This is a genomic window from Aminobacterium colombiense DSM 12261 (assembly GCF_000025885.1).
Lineage (GTDB): Bacteria > Synergistota > Synergistia > Synergistales > Aminobacteriaceae > Aminobacterium > Aminobacterium colombiense.
Map to the genome: position 1 here is coordinate 723,993 of NC_014011.1, position 16,123 is coordinate 740,115.

General features: G+C 43.5%; 16 protein-coding genes and 1 tRNA gene. 16 read left to right on the plus strand and 1 reads right to left on the minus strand.

The features are described 5' to 3' along the window. Nucleotide 1: 1 nt before the first annotated feature. From AMICO_RS03560 to AMICO_RS03620, 13 genes are all read left to right on the plus strand, one after another. Entirely contained in the window at nt 2-697 is a 696-nt protein-coding gene (locus tag AMICO_RS03560; RefSeq protein WP_013048109.1) for a potassium channel family protein, read from the plus strand. Continuing rightward, nucleotides 694-1,740: a phenylalanine--tRNA ligase subunit alpha gene (gene pheS, locus AMICO_RS03565; RefSeq protein ID WP_013048110.1), complete on the plus strand. Its 1,047-nt coding sequence runs from the start codon at nt 694-696 to the stop codon at nt 1,738-1,740. Before AMICO_RS03560 ends, pheS begins: the two co-directional genes overlap by 4 nt. Beyond that, a complete protein-coding gene (gene pheT / locus AMICO_RS03570) occupies nt 1,734-4,139 on the plus strand; it encodes a phenylalanine--tRNA ligase subunit beta (RefSeq protein ID WP_013048111.1) in 2,406 nt (801 codons plus the stop codon). Before pheS ends, pheT begins: the two co-directional genes overlap by 7 nt. Then, a complete protein-coding gene (locus AMICO_RS03575) occupies nt 4,140-4,469 on the plus strand; it encodes a hypothetical protein (RefSeq protein WP_169302796.1) in 330 nt (109 codons plus the stop codon). A 17-nt stretch (nt 4,470-4,486) separates the two neighbouring features. Next, nucleotides 4,487-4,744, plus strand: coding sequence for a cell division protein ZapA (locus tag AMICO_RS03580; RefSeq protein WP_013048113.1), 258 nt, complete (start codon nt 4,487-4,489; stop codon nt 4,742-4,744). Continuing rightward, a complete protein-coding gene (locus AMICO_RS03585; protein ID WP_013048114.1) occupies nt 4,741-5,253 on the plus strand; it encodes a CvpA family protein in 513 nt (170 codons plus the stop codon). Before AMICO_RS03580 ends, AMICO_RS03585 begins: the two co-directional genes overlap by 4 nt. Continuing rightward, entirely contained in the window at nt 5,240-7,591 is a 2,352-nt protein-coding gene (locus tag AMICO_RS03590; protein WP_013048115.1) for an endonuclease MutS2, read from the plus strand. The genes AMICO_RS03585 and AMICO_RS03590 overlap by 14 nt, the downstream gene beginning before the upstream one ends. A gap of 65 nt (nt 7,592-7,656) precedes the next feature. Next, a tRNA-Arg gene (locus AMICO_RS03595) sits at nt 7,657-7,732 on the plus strand. A 438-nt stretch (nt 7,733-8,170) separates the two neighbouring features. After that, nucleotides 8,171-9,094 (plus strand): glutamate formimidoyltransferase, encoded by a 924-nt coding sequence (gene ftcD / locus AMICO_RS03600; RefSeq protein ID WP_013048116.1) that lies wholly within the window; start codon nt 8,171-8,173, stop codon nt 9,092-9,094. Between the two features lie 61 nt (nt 9,095-9,155). Continuing rightward, complete coding sequence (locus AMICO_RS03605) at nt 9,156-9,935, plus strand: IclR family transcriptional regulator (RefSeq protein ID WP_013048117.1); 780 nt, start codon at nt 9,156-9,158, stop codon at nt 9,933-9,935. A gap of 69 nt (nt 9,936-10,004) precedes the next feature. Next, entirely contained in the window at nt 10,005-10,280 is a 276-nt protein-coding gene (locus AMICO_RS03610; protein WP_041459329.1) for a nitrilase-related carbon-nitrogen hydrolase, read from the plus strand. Nucleotides 10,281-10,651: 371 nt separating this feature from the next. Further along, nucleotides 10,652-12,013 (plus strand): sodium:solute symporter family protein, encoded by a 1,362-nt coding sequence (locus tag AMICO_RS03615; RefSeq protein ID WP_052292798.1) that lies wholly within the window; start codon nt 10,652-10,654, stop codon nt 12,011-12,013. A 5-nt stretch (nt 12,014-12,018) separates the two neighbouring features. Beyond that, nucleotides 12,019-13,194 carry an alanine--tRNA ligase-related protein gene (locus tag AMICO_RS03620; protein WP_041459330.1) on the plus strand — a complete coding sequence of 392 codons (1,176 nt, stop codon included), beginning with the start codon at nt 12,019-12,021 and terminating at the stop codon, nt 13,192-13,194. A gap of 83 nt (nt 13,195-13,277) precedes the next feature. Here the strand turns inward: AMICO_RS03620 and AMICO_RS03625 are convergent, their stop codons facing one another. Then, nucleotides 13,278-14,243 carry a TAXI family TRAP transporter solute-binding subunit gene (locus AMICO_RS03625; protein WP_013048119.1) on the minus strand — a complete coding sequence of 322 codons (966 nt, stop codon included), beginning with the start codon at nt 14,241-14,243 and terminating at the stop codon, nt 13,278-13,280. Between the two features lie 296 nt (nt 14,244-14,539). Here AMICO_RS03625 and AMICO_RS03630 point away from each other — a divergent pair, with 296 nt between their 5' ends. The 3 genes from AMICO_RS03630 to thyX all read left to right on the plus strand — a co-directional run bounded on the left by AMICO_RS03630 (nt 14,540) and on the right by thyX (nt 16,122). Beyond that, nucleotides 14,540-15,046, plus strand: coding sequence for a HutP family protein (locus AMICO_RS03630; RefSeq protein ID WP_041459526.1), 507 nt, complete (start codon nt 14,540-14,542; stop codon nt 15,044-15,046). A gap of 80 nt (nt 15,047-15,126) precedes the next feature. Further along, the gene (gene rpmE, locus AMICO_RS03635; RefSeq protein ID WP_013048121.1) at nt 15,127-15,366 is read left to right on the plus strand and encodes a 50S ribosomal protein L31; all 240 of its coding nucleotides are present in this window, start codon (nt 15,127-15,129) and stop codon (nt 15,364-15,366) included. 60 nt (nt 15,367-15,426) lie between these two features. Beyond that, nucleotides 15,427-16,122 (plus strand): FAD-dependent thymidylate synthase, encoded by a 696-nt coding sequence (thyX, locus tag AMICO_RS03640; protein ID WP_013048122.1) that lies wholly within the window; start codon nt 15,427-15,429, stop codon nt 16,120-16,122. Nucleotide 16,123 lies beyond the last annotated feature (1 nt).

A 16,123-nucleotide genomic window follows, 5' to 3' on the forward strand; every position in this document is an offset into this window, starting at 1 on the left:
TATGGCTGAGAAAAGAAAAATGGTCCTTGTGGTTGGATTGGGACGTTTTGGCCTCTCCTTATGTGAAAAGCTGGCTGCTATGGGGCAGTATGTAGTTGGAGTTGATGCAGACCCGGCCAAAGTTGAAGCAGTAGCAGATATTATAGCTTTAGCAGCTCAGCTTGACGCTACTGATGAAGATGCTCTTATAAAAGTTGGGGCGAAAGAAGCGGACATCGCTGTCGTTACCATAGGAGAAAACATAGAGGCTAGTATTCTTGCAACCACTATAATCAAGGGGTTTAATATCCCCCTTGTTGTAGCTCGTGCTCAGACGGCACTTCATGCCAGAGTCCTTTCGCGGGTCGGGGCACATAGAGTTATTTTCCCAGAACGGGATATGGGGCAAAAAGTAGCGGAACAGTTTGTCCATCCTTGGCTTTCAAGTTTCTCTCAACTTCCGGGTGGAGACTATTTGGTGGGAGAAGTTATGCCATTGCGTGAAATGTTGGGGAAAAGCCTTGCCGAACTGGATTTTCGGAAGAAATATAATGCAATGGTTTTGCTTTTTGATAGGAAAGGGTCACGATTTTTGCCGTCGGCAGATACGGTTATAAATAAAGACGATCTCCTTCTTATCGCCGGTAAAAAGAATGATTTGGATAAACTTTTATTGGCCATTGAGGAAGAACGTGAAAGGGAGGGTAATGGAGCGTGAGCGAAATTCATAACAATATAGAAAAGTGTCGTGTTGAATTTCTGGATCAGCTTGAACAGGCCAGTTCTGCTGATGAAATTCAGGATCTGAAAGTGAAGTACCTTGGTAAAAAAGGGAAAGTCACGTCGCTTTTGAAAACTCTTGGATCACTGCCTCCAGAGAAAAGGCCAGCGGTGGGGCAGTTGGTCAACAAGCTGAGAGATGAAATAGAAGAACAGCTTTCAATACGCAAAACTTTTTTGGAAGAAAAAGAATGGGAGGAAGCAGAACAGAAAGAGTTCATTGATGTGACCCTCCCTTCTCGCGGCCGGACGTGGGGTGCTTTTCATCCAGTGGCACAGGTTACTATTGATGTCATAAATATCCTTTCAGGATTAGGCTTTTCTGTTGCTTTGGGCCCCGAGATCGAGGATGATTTTCATAATTTTGAGGCCCTTAATATTCCATCTTTTCACCCGGCAAGGGATATGCAGGATACTTTTTATTTTGATGAAAAACATTTGCTTAGAACACATACTTCTCCAGTGCAGGTTCGCTCTATGCTGAAATATGGGGCACCTCTTAGAATAGTATGTCCAGGAAAGGTCTATCGACGGGATAGTGACCCGACTCATTCACCCATGTTCCATCAGCTGGAAGGCCTTCTTGTGGATAAAGATATTGCCATTGCTGACTTAAAGGGATGCTTAGAAGTGCTGGTTAACAGTATTTTTGGTCGGCCGCTCAAAGCGCGATATCGAGCTAGCTATTTCCCATTCACCGAACCCTCTCTTGAACTGGACGTAGAGTGTGTTGAATGCTCTGGGAAGAATCCCCAGTGCCGTATTTGTAAAGGTACGGGCTGGCTTGAAATAGGCGGTCTCGGTATGGTTCACCCGAATGTTTTGAGAGCTGGTGGTATTGATCCTAATGTTTACAACGGCTTTGCCTGGGGAATGGGGCTTGATCGCCTTGCTCTGCTAAAGTACAAACTGACAGACCTCCGCGTTCTTTTTGAGGGGAATGTCCCCTATCTTCTTTCTGGGAGGTGCAAATCATGTTAGTGTCCTGGAATTGGCTTAATGGCCTTGTATCTATTCCCGCGTCTCTTGAAGAGGTTGCGGAAAAACTTACTCTCACTGGTTGCGAAGTAGAGGCAATAACTCGTCCATGCGAAAGGTTATCAGGTGTGCGGGTTGCCCAGGTTATTGCTCTCGAACCGCATTCTCGTAAAAATTCCCTTCGAGTAGCCTCTCTCAATTATGGGGAGGGGGCAGCAGTCTGTGTCACAGCTGCTACCAATTTAAAAATTGGAGATCTTGTACCTTATGGGCCTTCAGGTGCCGTACTTGCTGATGGAACAGTGCTTGGAGAAAGGGATTTTGATGGTGTGGTGAGCCAGGGGATGATGCTTTCGGCTGATGAAATTGGTCTCCCTGATATAGCTGATGAATCTGGCATTTTACGCCTACCTTCGGATGCTCCTGTCGGAAAAGACGTAAAGAAATATCTACGCCTGGACGATGCGGTTCTTGATATCTCTATTACACCGAATAGAGGGGATTTGTTGAGTGCTCTTGGCATCGCCAGGGAAGTGTACGCTCTTTTCCCAGATGTTGTAGGCAGGAAAAACTTTAAGAATCGTTCAAATGAAGGTATGGAGTGGCCTGTTAATTTCCGCTCTATATCTTTGGAGGACGAAGGTTGTCGGTGTTATCTGTTGGGACTTGCTACAGATGTCAAGATCGAACCATCTCCATTGCCTATACGCATATTACTATCTCTTATGGGTATGCGCCCCATATCCAATATAGTCGATGCTACCAACCTGACCATGCTTTTAATGGGTCAGCCTCTCCATGCCTTTGATCTAGACCGTTTACCAGAGAACGAAATTACAGTTCGCTCTGCCACGCCAGAAGAAAAGATCATTACTCTTGACGGCAAAGAAAGAGTCCTTGATCCCCTTGATATTCTCATTACAAGTGGAGGATCAGCCATTGGTATTGCTGGAGTTATGGGAGGGGAGAATACTGAAATTTGTGAAACGACTCGCAATGTTGTCATAGAAAGCGCTAATTTTGATGCAATAAGGGTTAGCCGCACTTCTCGCCGCCTTGGGCTTAATAGTGAAGCGGCTTTCAGGTACTCAAGGGGAGTAGATCCAGAACTCGTATACCCAGCTATGGCCTATGTTATTTCTCTACTGAAGAAGTGGGGCGCCGCTACCACGGAATGGGAAGTCCTTGAAGCAACAACAGGATCCATCAGCGGCCGTGAAGTAGTATTGACCCGGGAAAAACTCAATAAACTATTGTTATGGGATGATCTTCAAGAGTCTTCTCAAATTCTTGGGCGTCTTGGTATCAGAGAGGTGTCAAAAGAAAAAGAGAACATGCGTATTTTTAAAATCCCTTCTTACAGGCCAGATATCTCAATAGAGGAAGATCTTATCGAAGAAGTGGCCAGAATTCGGGGATATAACGATATGCCAAGTCGTCTCCCTCAAAAGATGAGCCATCCAGGAGAAAGAGGGGCATGGACGGAACTCCAGGCAGGTCTGCGCCAAATAGCGTTGGCAAGAGGATACATTGAGGTTGTAACATACTCTTTCCTGTCACCGTCTTATATAAAACTTCTTCGGTTGCCGGAAGATGATGAAAGGGCACACCCCTTTGTCTTATCCAATCCTCTTAGCGCAGACCTTTCGGCAATGCGGACATTGATGCTTCCAGGCCTGATTAACGCTCTTGCTTCTTCACTCCGATCCGGGTGGAGAGAGGCTGTTCGCCTATTTGAACTGGGCAGGGTATTCCTGCGGGATTCAGAATCAGACGCGGGGAAAAAAGAAGTAGAGAGGTTAGCAGGGCTTATCTACCCAGGCCGTGACATACGTAATGTTTATAAAGAATGTCTAGTAGAAGATTTTATGTCTGTCAAAAGCGATGTAGAAGCTTTTCTTCAGAGCAGGGGCGTAAATTACATCTTAAGGTTGGGGGCAGAACCCTTCGGACACGGGGGACAAACAGCTGAGATATGTATTGGCAATGAAAAAGTTGGCTACATTGCCCGGCTTAAACCATCCCTTGAAAAAGAACTGGACATGGGGTCCCCTATATATGCTTTTGAGATATCCCTTGATCCACTTATTGAGGATGTCCATCCTTTGTTCTGCGAAAATCCGCCATATCCTGCTGTCCACCGGGATATATCTCTTTTAGTGCCTGAAAATAAAGAAGGAAAGACAGTAGAAGATGAAATTCGTTCAGCAGCAGGTTCTTTGCTTTGGAACCTTCGTCTTTTCGATGTGTATAAGGGCCATGGCGTTCCGGAAGGATCGCGCAGCCTGGCTTTCTCCCTTGCCTATAGGGATATGAAACGCACGCTTAGCGATGAAGAAGTTGATGCAGTGCATAATAGAGTAAGGGAAGAAATGGCGTCAAAAGGGTATACTCTTCGCTAAATGATGAGTTCAGGAACGGAGGCACTGGCTATGATAACTCTGAATTCTATCGAACAACTGGCTAATCGTTTAGCAGAATTGCTAACAAAGTTAAAAGATGAAAACGAGCAGTTAAAAAAAGAAGCTCACTCTCTCAGGCAAAAAGTGTCAGAAAAAGATCTGGAGCATATACGAGAAATGAAAGAGCTTCAGCGAACAATAGAAAGACTTGAGCGAGAGAGAATGATGTTGCAAAAAGAAAAGGCTCAGCTAGACAATCAGATGAAGAGCGTTTACGATAAACTGAATGCCTTGTTACCAGAACAATCAGAACAAGGTCATAATTCCTAACAGAGGAGCTGAATGCTTTGTCTATCCCTGTGCGGGATGTAACGCTCAAGCTCGGTAAAAAGGAATACCACTTGAAAACAACATTGAACGAGGAATCATATGGGCGAGTTGTTTCATTGTTGAAAGAGTCTGCTGATAAGATTGGCAAAGAGACTGGCCAGGAGCATCTTTTGCTTCTGGTAAGTCTCCATCTTGCCTATTGTCTTGACCACGCCAATGAGACTTTTGAAGATATTATTCAAAAATATTCTCCAGGGGAAAATTCCAGACCATGACTCTGGCGTTAGGTATTGATATTTCAATTGTTTTTGTATTGATCTTTCTCTCTTTACGTGGGCTCTTCCGGGGGCTTACAGGTGAGTTGTTTTCTCTTGGTGGAGTAATTGGGGGGGCTTTTCTTGCATGGCATTTAGGCCCTGCCCTTTCCAGCTGGTATTTAGAGAAATGGGCCGGTAACCCTTCGATTGTTCTTGTCATTTCAATGGCCCTGCTGTTTATTCTTGTTGTTGTCATTGCGACCCTTGCATGCCGTATGGTTCAGATTTTTTTAAGATGGTCTGCCTTATCCTTCATTGATAGGATTCTTGGGGGGATGGCTGGAGCTCTGAAGGGAGTTTTCCTTGTCCTTTTCCTCTATGCAGTATTGATGGCGTTTTCCTCTTTTATATCTCCTCAGTGGTTTAAGGAGAGCATTGCTATGAAACTAGCTTCTCAGGCATGGCCGTATGTCAATACATTTCTTTATTCTGCGGAAGGGGATAACCTATCCCATGAAAGTACGTAAGGAAGTTTGGAATCTCCTTGAAATCGATAAAATTCTTTCTATCTTTGCTAAATCACTACGCAGCGATCTTGGCTTATCAGTTCTCACAGCTATAACTCCCTGTGAAACAATAGACACCCTTCGCAACCGCCAGAACCTCCTGATTGCTTATCGTGATTATGTTGATCGTTATGGAGATTTTCCTTGGAATCAGAATGTAAGCAGTGTTGCGGAAGAAATACATGCTGCTCGAAAAACTGCACTCTTGACAGGTCAGGAGCTAGTTGCTGTCCGCATGCTTCTGTTGCTTGCGACCAGAATCAAAGATGTTTTAAACCAAGTGAAAGATGAGTTCGCTCCTTTTGCAGGCGTGCTTAAGAAAATACGAGATTTCAAATACGAGATTGAATCACTTGCCGTCTTGGATGAAGATGGAAACCTTTTTGATTCTGCTACTCCGACTTTGTTGCGAATTAGAAAAAGTGAAGAGGCAGTTCGTCAATCAATTCGATTAAGGGCACAGGCCCTTTTCGCTAATTCCCGAATAAATAATATGTTGCAGGAACGTTTGCTCACTTTTAGACAGAATAGATTTACTGTTCTTGTCCGGCAAGAATTCGCATCTCGTTTCCCCGGCACGTTTATCGACCGCTCTGGTTCCGGTAACTCTGTTTACATGGAACCTCGAAGTCTTGCAGAGCTTAATAGCCGCCTTGTACTTCTTATACAGGATGAAGAAGAGGAAAAGAGGAGAATATTATCAGAACTCACTCAAATGATTCTTGGGAGAGAAAAAGCAATAGTCGACGCAGAAGGTGTTCTAGGTCAGATAGATATACTCTATGCTCTTACTGACGTTATGGGAAAATATGGATGGACTCTTCCGGAACTCTCAAAAAAGCCTTTTTTTGTCTTTTATGATCTACTTCACCCACTCTTGGGTGAAAAGGGAATCCCTCTTACAATTGAATGCGGGAGAAGCTTCCATGTCCTTGTTGTTACTGGGCCAAATACTGGTGGTAAAACAGTAGCCCTTAAAACTGTTGGTATGGGCATAATCCTTGCGTGGTGCGGTTTTCCCCTTCCAGCAAAGGAAGGAACTGTAGTTGGTAATCTTGACAACGTATTTGCAGACATAGGGGACGAACAGAGTATTGAGCAGAATCTTTCTACATTTAGCGCTCATCTTAAAAACATTATCCATATTCTTTCAGAAGCAACGCGATCTTCTCTTGTTCTTCTCGATGAACTTGGGGCTGGGACCGACCCTCAGGAAGGAGCGGCATTAGGAATAGCTCTCATAGACACTTTACGGGAAAAGAAAAGCATTACTTTAGCGACGACCCACCATAATCCTATTAAAAGCTACGCTTTAACTACTCCCCATGTGGAAACAGCGAGCATGGAATTTAACGTAGAGACCCTGGCGCCTACGTATCATCTTCTCATGGGCATCCCGGGGCGAAGTAATGCCATTTATATTGCAGAGCGTTACGGCATGCCGTCAGAAGTGCTTCAGAAGGCCAGGGCGACCCTTAAAGAGCAGGAAATATCCATGGAGGAAGTCATTGCAGATCTTCATGAGAGGAAGGCTCTGCTAAACCATGAGTGGGAAAAAATGGAAGAGCAACGTCAAAAGGCCGACCTTTTGAGCAAGGAGTATTCTGAAAAAATGAAGGCGCTTGAAGAACAAAGAGAGAAAATAATAGCCAAAGCAGAACAACAGGCTGCAACTGTTCTTGCATCAGCAGAAGAAGAGTCAAGGCGGATGATACGTGACCTGGACGAAGCAGCCAGGTCTGTGGTTCAAAGGAATTTACATGGGAAAAGAGAGAACATACGGGAAAAAAGAAAAGAACTTGAGCAAAAAGAGGAAAAGAGATTCATTAAAAAAATGAAGGATGAAAAACGCAATTTAGAAATAGGTGATGCTGTTTCAATTGCGGGGACCTCTATAACAGGCACTATACTGGCTCTGAAAGGAAATAAAGCAGAAGTGCAGGCAGGTGCTGCACGTATGGATGTTCCCTTGATCTCTTTGACACCAACGTCAAAAAAGGTCAGAGACGCCTTGCCGGAAAGCCCAGCCATGAGCGCAACTAAGCCTCAGGGCGTGCCCCTTTCCTTGATGATCAGGGGGATGACAGTAGACGAAGCCATGCCTCTGGTAGAGCAATATCTTGACAGAGCAATGCGCGCAGGATATCTGAGTGTAGAAATTATACATGGCCGAGGAGAAGGCATTCTCCGTCGGGAAGTTCACCAATTTTGTGCACATCTAAGTTATGTTGAAAGCTATCGTCTTGGCGGCCCCGGCGAGGGCGGGCATGGGGTGACAATTGTAACTTTTAAAAAGTAATAATGTTCAGACTTACTCAGTTGCAGTAAATCCTGGCACGTGGTAATATTTTCGACGTTCATTAGGTGCCTGTAGCTCAGCGGATAGAGCGTTGGCCTCCGGAGCCAAAGGTCTGGGGTTCGAATCCCCGCAGGCACGCCATTTAATAAAATAGCCGGGTCGCTTAAGCGGGCCGGTTTTTTTATTATGTTCTTATGTATAGCCTGTATAGCAGCAACTTGAGCTACTTGCCCTTATTTCACAATCCTGTCACGAAGTGCCACTTTCATTGCTTCTTCCATGGGTAAGAAAAGCCCCCCTTTTTTAAATTATAAAATAACAGATGACTTTTTGCCCGGTGTGCCATCAACGTTGACACTTCAGGTATCCATGCCTATACTTTGTATTAAATTAATGGGATAGTGTCCCGCGAGATGGTACGCCATTAGTATTATTGGCCTTATTTTAAGTTTATGAGTGTTGGGTGGCAGATATGAATCCGCTAATTTCTATGCGAACACAATAAATACTTTTCAAAACTATAACTATAACTATAACTATAACTATAACTATAAATATAAAGATTGTAGGAGGTATGTTATGACAACGCAATTGATTGAGTGTGTCCCTAATTTTAGTGAGGGTCGCCGCAAGGATGTTATCGAGGCAATCGTTGATTCTTTTCGCGGTAAGAGAGGACTCTATCTTCTGGACTACAGAGCTGACGAAGATCACAACCGCCTTGTTATCAGTCTTGTGGGCGAACCGGCTCCGATCCAAGAATCCCTTATCGAAGCAACAAAAACTGCACTGAAACATATTGACATGAATTTACATCATGGAGGGCATCCTCGCATTGGCGCAGTTGATGTCATTCCTTTTACTCCGCTTAAAGGTATCACTATGAAAGAGTGCGTCGACTTGGCACACTCTTTTGGTGAGTGCTATTTTAAAAATACAGGTATTCCTGTTTACTTTTACGAAGATGCGGCAAAGATGCCTGCAAGAAAGAAATTGGAAGTTGTCCGAAAGGGGCAGTACGAGGTTCTTAAGGATGAGGCAAAGAATAATCCAGATCGTTATCCTGATATTGGTGGGCCAGGGCTTCATCCCACAGCTGGAGGAACGGCAGTGGGAACAAGAAAACTTCTTGTTGCCTTTAACGTTAACCTTAAGACAGAAGATGTTGAGATAGCAAAGAAGATCGCAAACACTGTTCGTGCGTCTTCAGGTGGCTTCTGTCATGTTAAAGGCATTGGCCTTGCACTTGAAGAGCGTGGAATTACACAAGTCAGTATGAATTTGGTTGACTACGAGGCAAACTCTCTTTACAGGGTACTCGAAACAATTCGTATGGAAGCAAAGCGTTGGGGTGTGTCGGTTCTCGAGACAGAAATCTATGGTATGATTCCAGCCAAGGCTCTTATTGATAGTGCAGCTTATTACTTACAAATTGCAGACTTCGACCCCTCACAGGTCCTTGAGCTCCGGCTTCTTGAGCTTATGGGAAAAAATGGCGAATAATAATTAGGAGAAAGCTTCATGGACAACGATTACATATTTGCAATAAAAAGAAGGAGCCCTCATGGCGCGCGAAGAATATTTTAACAGGTCTCTTTTGCGGGCACTTTTGATAGTTGAAGCCCTTGGTAAAGAAAAAACTCCCCTTGGAATAGGTGAGATTAGTAGATTGACAGGGTTAAGCAAAAGTACAACCCATCGGTTAGTTTTGACATTAGAGAGCAGAGGGTGGTTAAAACGATTGCCTGATAACGACAAGTATTGCTTGGGAATGAAGCTTGTCACCCTCTCATGGATAGCGCGCGAGGAGTTTGCTTCATGTCGGGAAGTTCACCCTTTTTTATGCAAGCTAGCCGATATTACTAAAGAAACGGTATTGCTTAACGTGTGGAATAATAACGAAGTTATTTGTGTCGACAAAATTGAAGCATCTCAGCAAATTAGCGTCACACCGAAGTTGAATCAATCTTTCCCCATTCATGCGGGAGCATCTGGCTTTGCGGTTCTTACTACAATGCCTTTTCAAATGGTTGCGCAAATATTTAATACACGTAAATTTGAAACTTATACAGCACGCACGTTGATTGATCCGCAAAAACTTCTAAGGAAATACGCTGAAGCAAAAGAAAAGGGCTATGTCATAAGCTTTGGGGAAAAGGATGATGGTGTTACTGGTATAGCAACCGGACTTTATTTTCCTCATGAACAGAACTATGCGAGCATTTCTGTAGTTTTACCAGACTCACGTGCCACAGAAGATGTTAACGAGAAAATTATTTCTGCTGTTTTGGACATAAAAGAAGAGATCAATCTACATTTTAATTTTGCGACAAAGAGCATTTAGTAGGAGGCAGAACTTATTGTGGTTGTAGCAGCTTGGAGAAAAGGAGACAACCTCAAGGAATGGTAGGATGTGAACATTGCATGTAGAGCTATTGATAACGTTGTTTTTGTGGCGGCAGTGAACAGGATAGGTCCCGCTAATGATGAGAGGGAGTTTCTTGGCAGGTCTGTCGTGATTGATCCCAAGGGGTATGTTGTTTCAGGTAAGGTAGATGAAAAAGAGAGAATAATATTTTCAGAGATAGACTTGAACGATGTAAGTGAATGTCGCTTTAATAATACAGTTTTGCTTGATCGTAATTTAAATGAATACTATATATTAAATAGATTGTGTGAGTCTTTATAAACAGATAGAGTAGGTGGCTCCTTTATTGCATCTTCAACCTGGTAGACAAAATAAGAGCCTCCAAGTTGAGTGTCTCAAACTACGATTTACGAAATTCAAGAATACGTCGTGACTTCAAGTTTTTTGGGGTAAATTAGTAGCCTTGATTTTTAATATGGCGTATGTTTTCTTTTTAAATTTTTCTATTTTAGCAGCGTAAAGAAAAGAAACATGTAATGTGATTTTTTAATTTTTGACTATGATTCATATGAAGAAAGCCGTTAATCAGTGCTTTGAAAAAAACGAAGCTCTGAAAATAAAGGTCTGGGGTTCAAATCCTCGCAGGCACATCATTTTGTGACGTAAGCCGGATTGAAAAGGAAATGATTAGGGTGAAACTCTTTACTGCTTCAGCATTGCTTGTGCTGTTTGTTTTTCTCGGACTTGGTACGATCGTTGCCCGTAAAATAAAGGAAGCCAGTGATTATACAGTTGCAGGACGAAAAGCAGGGTTAAGCGGAGTCGCGGGTGTTATTATGGGGGCTCTTATTGGAGGGGCTTCTACGGTGGGAACCGCTCAGATGGCTTACGAATATGGCCTTTCAGCATGGTGGTTCACTCTGGGTGGCGGCATAGGGTGTCTCATTTTGGGATGGGGATTTGCATCTCCTTTGCGAAGTTCTGGTGTTGTGACCATTCCAGAATTTCTTAAAAGACATTATGGCAGATCAGTCAGCATGCTTTCCATGGTGGCATCATCAGTTGGAACATATATTTCTGTGGTTGCTCAATTTCTTTCAGGTGTTGCTTTGTTGCAGACAGTTTTTCCTTTCCCTTCTTTTGTTGCATCCATTGGTGTAGCTTGTCTGATCCTTGGATTTCTGTGTTTAGGCGGTCTGAAAAGTTACAGCGTTATAGGGAAAGCAAAGATAGCGATGCTCTTCCTTATTCTGACAGTTTCGGTATTACTTGGTATGGGTAAAGGAGTAACCCCCTCCTGGCTTTATCATAATATTGGAAATAAAACTTTATTCAGCCCCTTCGGATTTGGCGTGGGAAAGGGACTGGGAGCGTTTCTGTCGATGATAGTTGGTATTTTCTGTACTCAAATTTATATACAAGGAGTTTTTGCAGCTTCAAATCCAGACACGGCTCGTAAGGGGACGTTATTAGCTGGTATCCTTATTCCTCCCCTTGGCTTAATGGGGATTTACATAGGTCTTTTTATGAGGACTGCTGGTGTTTCTATTGTACCGTCACAAGCTCTGCCAATGTTCATACGCTTGTACTTTCCTCCCATCCTGGGTGGAATATTCTGGGCAGGAATATTGATAACTGTAGTTGGTGCTGCTGCAGGTCTTTCTTTTGGTATTGCTACAAATCTAGTGCAAGATTTTCTGAAAGCCTTGCCATATATGAAAATGGATGAAAAAAGAGCTCTTTTTATGAGTAGGGCAGCTGTGATTTTTATAGTTCTAAGCGCAGCTTATATGGGAGAGTTGTTTAGTGGTGATATGATTCTTCAGTGGAGTTATTTAAGTATGAGCCTGCGGGGGGCTGGAACTTTTTTCCCTTTCATCGTTGCCCTTCTGTTCCCCCTTCAGCTTTCTCCCTGTTGGACATTATGCTCTGCTGGTGGAGGCTTATTGGCAGTATTGATAGCGCCTTTTATATTTACTAATGTCCCCCCGCTTTTTCTTGGACTTTTAGTTTCAGCGTCTTTCTCTGGCTTAGGTATTTGTTTACGGAGGTGATTTTTATGATCGGGCAGACCAAGATTATGAAAATAATTGATTCTACTGAAAAAGTAATAAAAATTATAGTTGATCCCAATCCTTTCCACCCTGCAGGAGGAGGTCAGCCAGGAGATACGGGTTGTTTAAGGGCTGAAAATTTTCTTGCCCATGTCATAGATTGCCAAAAAGAAGGAGAAGAGATTGTCCTTTATATAAAAGTCAAAAGTGGTACCATCCATGAAAATATGCAAGTTGAAAGTTTTGTTGACTTGGAGCGCCAGTGGCTTCTTTCGCGGATGCATTCCGGGGAACATGTTATTTCAAAGGTACTTGAGAACACATACCCAGAACTGCATATTTATAAAGTTGACGTAGGAACAGAATCCACTGCGGTATATTTACGCTATCCTCACGAATTGAACTGGGAAATTCTTTTTAAGGCCGAGGAAGACGCAAATGAAGTTATTAAAAAAGATCTTCCTGTCACTGTGGATGTATTGTCTCCTGAAGATGCAAAAAAGATGATAGATCTGAAAGCAAACTGGGAGCGTATAGGGGAAAATGATTTGATTCGTGTGGTGACTATCCCCGACTTCGATATGATTGCATGCTCAGGGACCCACGTTTCCAGAACTTCCGATATTGGAGGTGTTTTTATTGAAGGGTTCAACGGCAGAGCTCCTGAATGGGAGTTTCGCTTTACGGTCCATAGAGAAGAGACAATGAGGAAAGAGAGCTATGTTATGCGAAAATTGCTTCGCACCATTGGTTGTCCTCTTGAAAAACTCGAAGAAGTTTTTAAAAGACTTCAAACGGAGAACAAAGCTCTTATTAAAGGATTGGAACATCTTAAAGAATATGTTTTCTTCCCCTGGATGGAGCACTCTATGGGAGGTTACCCTCTATATTCCTTTGAACTTTTTAATATTCCTATAGAAATAGCCTCTTCCTGTGTAAGTCGCAAACTTAAAGAGATACCAGAGGCGATTTGTCTTTGTATAGTACCAGCCGAGGAAGGATGTCATTTCCTTTTAGGAGGAGGAGAAAAAACATCCCTTGATCTTCAGGGTTTTGTGAAGAACAATAGGACGTTAGGGATCAGAGGCGGCGGACGAAAAGATTGGGTGAGCGGGAAGGCTCAATGTACGTACCTTGCTCGATGGGTAGAGGAACTTCAGGTTTATTTTGTAAATAGATAATAGGATCCTTTTTGTCCTTACTTGAGAAAGGGGGCTTCCTGATACCAGGAAGCCCCCTTTCATGGACTTTATATGTTTATCTCTTAAAATTCAGGAATTTTCATTCCTTTTTCTTTGTAGAATTGAGCAGCTCCGTCATGTAAAGGCACAGATACGCCATCAAGGGCAGTTTCAAGGGTAATAAGTTGAGCTTTGGCGTGAATCGGACGAAGTTCCTCAATATTATCCCAGAGGGCCTTTGTCATGCGGTAAACAAGATCTGCAGGCAGATCTGCGTCACAGATAAGCAGAGCCATTACGGCAGGAGTTGTAACATCATGATCGACTCCCTGGTAGGTTCCTGCAGGGATAACACTTCTTACAAAATAGGAATATTCTTTAACTAGTTTGGAGAGGAATTCTTCGTTAAACTCTACCAGATCAACATCATGCATGGTGGCAAGATCCATGATCGAAGATGTGGGATATCCAGCGACGACAAACCCTACGTCAAGCTGTCCGTCTTTAAAGCGCTGGGTCGTATTGTTAAAGTCAAGGAAATCTGTTTGCATATCGCCATATTTTATGCCAGCGACTTTCAGAATAGCATCTACATCTCCCTGTACTCCAGAGCCGGGGGCTCCCACTGAAACCCTTCTTCCTTTAATATCCATAATGTCTTTAACGCCGCTTCCCTTCAGCGTAATGCAGTGAACGTGTTCGGGGTAAAGAGAGGCTACAACGCGGATATTATCGTATGCGCCTTTTCTGAAGGGGCCAGTTCCTTTTGCAGCCCAATAGGCAATATCGTTCTGTGCAAAGGCCATTTCAATCTGATGAGTCCCAAGAAGGTTGATATTGGCCACAGAGGCATTCCCTGTTTCTGAAGTGACTTGTACGTCTTCAAGATGGCGAGTCAGAATGTCTGCTATACCGCCGCCTAAAGGATAATAAGTACCACCGGTACCACCTGTTGCGATGGAAATAAATGTCTTTGCAGAGGCGGCTCCGGCAAAGACGGCAAACAAAAGACATAACACAGCTACAGCAACCGTTGTCTTTCTCATCATGTTTCTCATTCCCCCTCGAAAGTTTTTTGTTTCTTTTTATGCCAACATACTTTCATAAAACAGGAAACTTTCTTCCTCACATCCCCCCATTTCATTTTTCTTGTTTCATATAGTATAAAGCTATTATGAAAGACTATCAAGAATAGAGTGTTTTTAAAGGTTTATAAAGGTTTTTTAATAAAATTCATACAAAGAGAGCTTCTTAAATAAATATGCTATAGTAAAACAAGTATTCGAGAGGAGAGGTGTCTGGCATGCTCTGGAAAAAAATATTTAATAATCAGGAGGAAGTCATAATGGAGGAGGTTATGGCTGAGGAAGAAAAAGTGGAAAATAATATAGGGTGCTCGCAGCGTGGAATTGACTTGGAGTTACATATCCATGTTCATTTAAATGATGAAAACCAGGTTGGTCGGGCAGCGTTGCTATTAGCGTCTACCACCACTCCTGATTCAGAGAATGAACTAAAACGGGAATTATTACAGAATGGTTGGCGGTCAGTTGCAACAGAAGTTGGAGGACTGGCAGGGGATCTCCCTCAAAAAATTACTCGAGCCCTTGTTGGAGCTTCTTTAAATGCTGGAGTAGTAGAGAAGACTCGTAATGAGATGCACGCCCTTATGCATGCGGCAGTAGAGGCTCTAGAAGGTTTTTTAACGGTGGGAATGCTAGAGGCGAGTGTCGGAGCTAAAATAGCAATTGTACGTAATGATCGTTGGATTGCAGTGGCAGTTATGGGCGATACAGCATATCATGCCGTTGCCCATCATGAGAGATGCGGTCTCGGTGTAATGCATATCTAAATAACCGCTTGCATGTCTTTATTCCATATGGTAAAGTGCATATTTGTTCAGTAAAGAAAAGTTTTGGAGGTGCAACATAGATGAAAAAGGGAATACATCCCGAATATAAGGAATGTGTTGTAACGTGTGCTTGTGGCAATACGTTTAACACTCACTCCACATCTTCCGAGATCCGCGTGGGGGTCTGTTCTGAATGCCACCCCTTCTTTACCGGCAAAAAGGGAAGCCGGGTTGTGAGCGAAGCTGGTCGTCTTGAAAAATTCCGTAAGAAATACGAAGGTATCAATTACGGACAGCGCGAAGTAGAAACAGAAGAGTAGAAAGGGGGGCAAAGCTCCCCTTTTTTTACATGCTTTTGAAGGATAGGAGCTGATGAGTACATGACGTGTCAGGTGACCTTGCTAGGGCATACACCAGATCCTGACAGAATTGTAGCGGCAGCAGCGCGCCTGTGTTATAGCGATATTCCTGCTGGATTAATTATGAAAGAACAAGACCCTTCATCAGTAGAATCGCTGATTTTTCACTTGCGGAGGAGCGGTCATCATTCTCCTTTCGAGCATGCGTCTTTTACCTTTTCTCTAGATGGGATGAGTCGGGTGACAAGCCACCAGCTTGTCCGTCATCGCATAGCGAGTTATAGTCAAAGAAGTCAGCGGTATGTTTCTATGGCCGAACCAGAAGTGGTTCTTCCTCCAACTGTTGCGGCTCATGAGGAGGGGAAAGAACTGTTCCTTAACGAGGTTAAGGCGGCCCATTCCGTATATCTGAAGCTTGTTGAGCAAGGAATTCCCAAGGAAGACGCGCGGTATATATTACCCCATGGCTGGACAACAAGCCTAGTAATGACCATGAATGCCAGAGAGCTTTATCACTTCTTTTCATTGCGGCTTTGCCGCCGTGCTCAATGGGAGATCCGCCAGGTAGCCCGAGAAATGCTTAAAGTGGTTCGAAGAGAAGCTCCTGTCATTTTTAATATTGCAGGTCCTTCCTGCCTTGTAAAGGGTGCTTGCTGTGAAGCTCGCCCCTGTGGAAAACCCTTTCATTCCATAGAGGAACTTCTCGAGGAGGAATAGT

Coding starts and splice junctions, on each gene's coding strand:
- AMICO_RS03560 (WP_013048109.1), top strand. CDS start 2: ATGGCTGAGAAAAGAAAAATGGTCCTTGTGGTTGGATTGGGACGTTTT.
- pheT (WP_013048111.1), top strand. CDS start 1,734: ATGTTAGTGTCCTGGAATTGGCTTAATGGCCTTGTATCTATTCCCGCG.
- AMICO_RS03575 (WP_169302796.1), top strand. CDS start 4,140: ATGATGAGTTCAGGAACGGAGGCACTGGCTATGATAACTCTGAATTCT.
- AMICO_RS03585 (WP_013048114.1), top strand. CDS start 4,741: ATGACTCTGGCGTTAGGTATTGATATTTCAATTGTTTTTGTATTGATC.
- AMICO_RS03590 (WP_013048115.1), top strand. CDS start 5,240: ATGAAAGTACGTAAGGAAGTTTGGAATCTCCTTGAAATCGATAAAATT.
- ftcD (WP_013048116.1), top strand. CDS start 8,171: ATGACAACGCAATTGATTGAGTGTGTCCCTAATTTTAGTGAGGGTCGC.
- AMICO_RS03605 (WP_013048117.1), top strand. CDS start 9,156: ATGGCGCGCGAAGAATATTTTAACAGGTCTCTTTTGCGGGCACTTTTG.
- AMICO_RS03620 (WP_041459330.1), top strand. CDS start 12,019: ATGATCGGGCAGACCAAGATTATGAAAATAATTGATTCTACTGAAAAA.
- AMICO_RS03625 (WP_013048119.1), bottom strand. CDS start 14,243: ATGATGAGAAAGACAACGGTTGCTGTAGCTGTGTTATGTCTTTTGTTT.
- AMICO_RS03630 (WP_041459526.1), top strand. CDS start 14,540: ATGGAGGAGGTTATGGCTGAGGAAGAAAAAGTGGAAAATAATATAGGG.
- rpmE (WP_013048121.1), top strand. CDS start 15,127: ATGAAAAAGGGAATACATCCCGAATATAAGGAATGTGTTGTAACGTGT.
- thyX (WP_013048122.1), top strand. CDS start 15,427: ATGACGTGTCAGGTGACCTTGCTAGGGCATACACCAGATCCTGACAGA.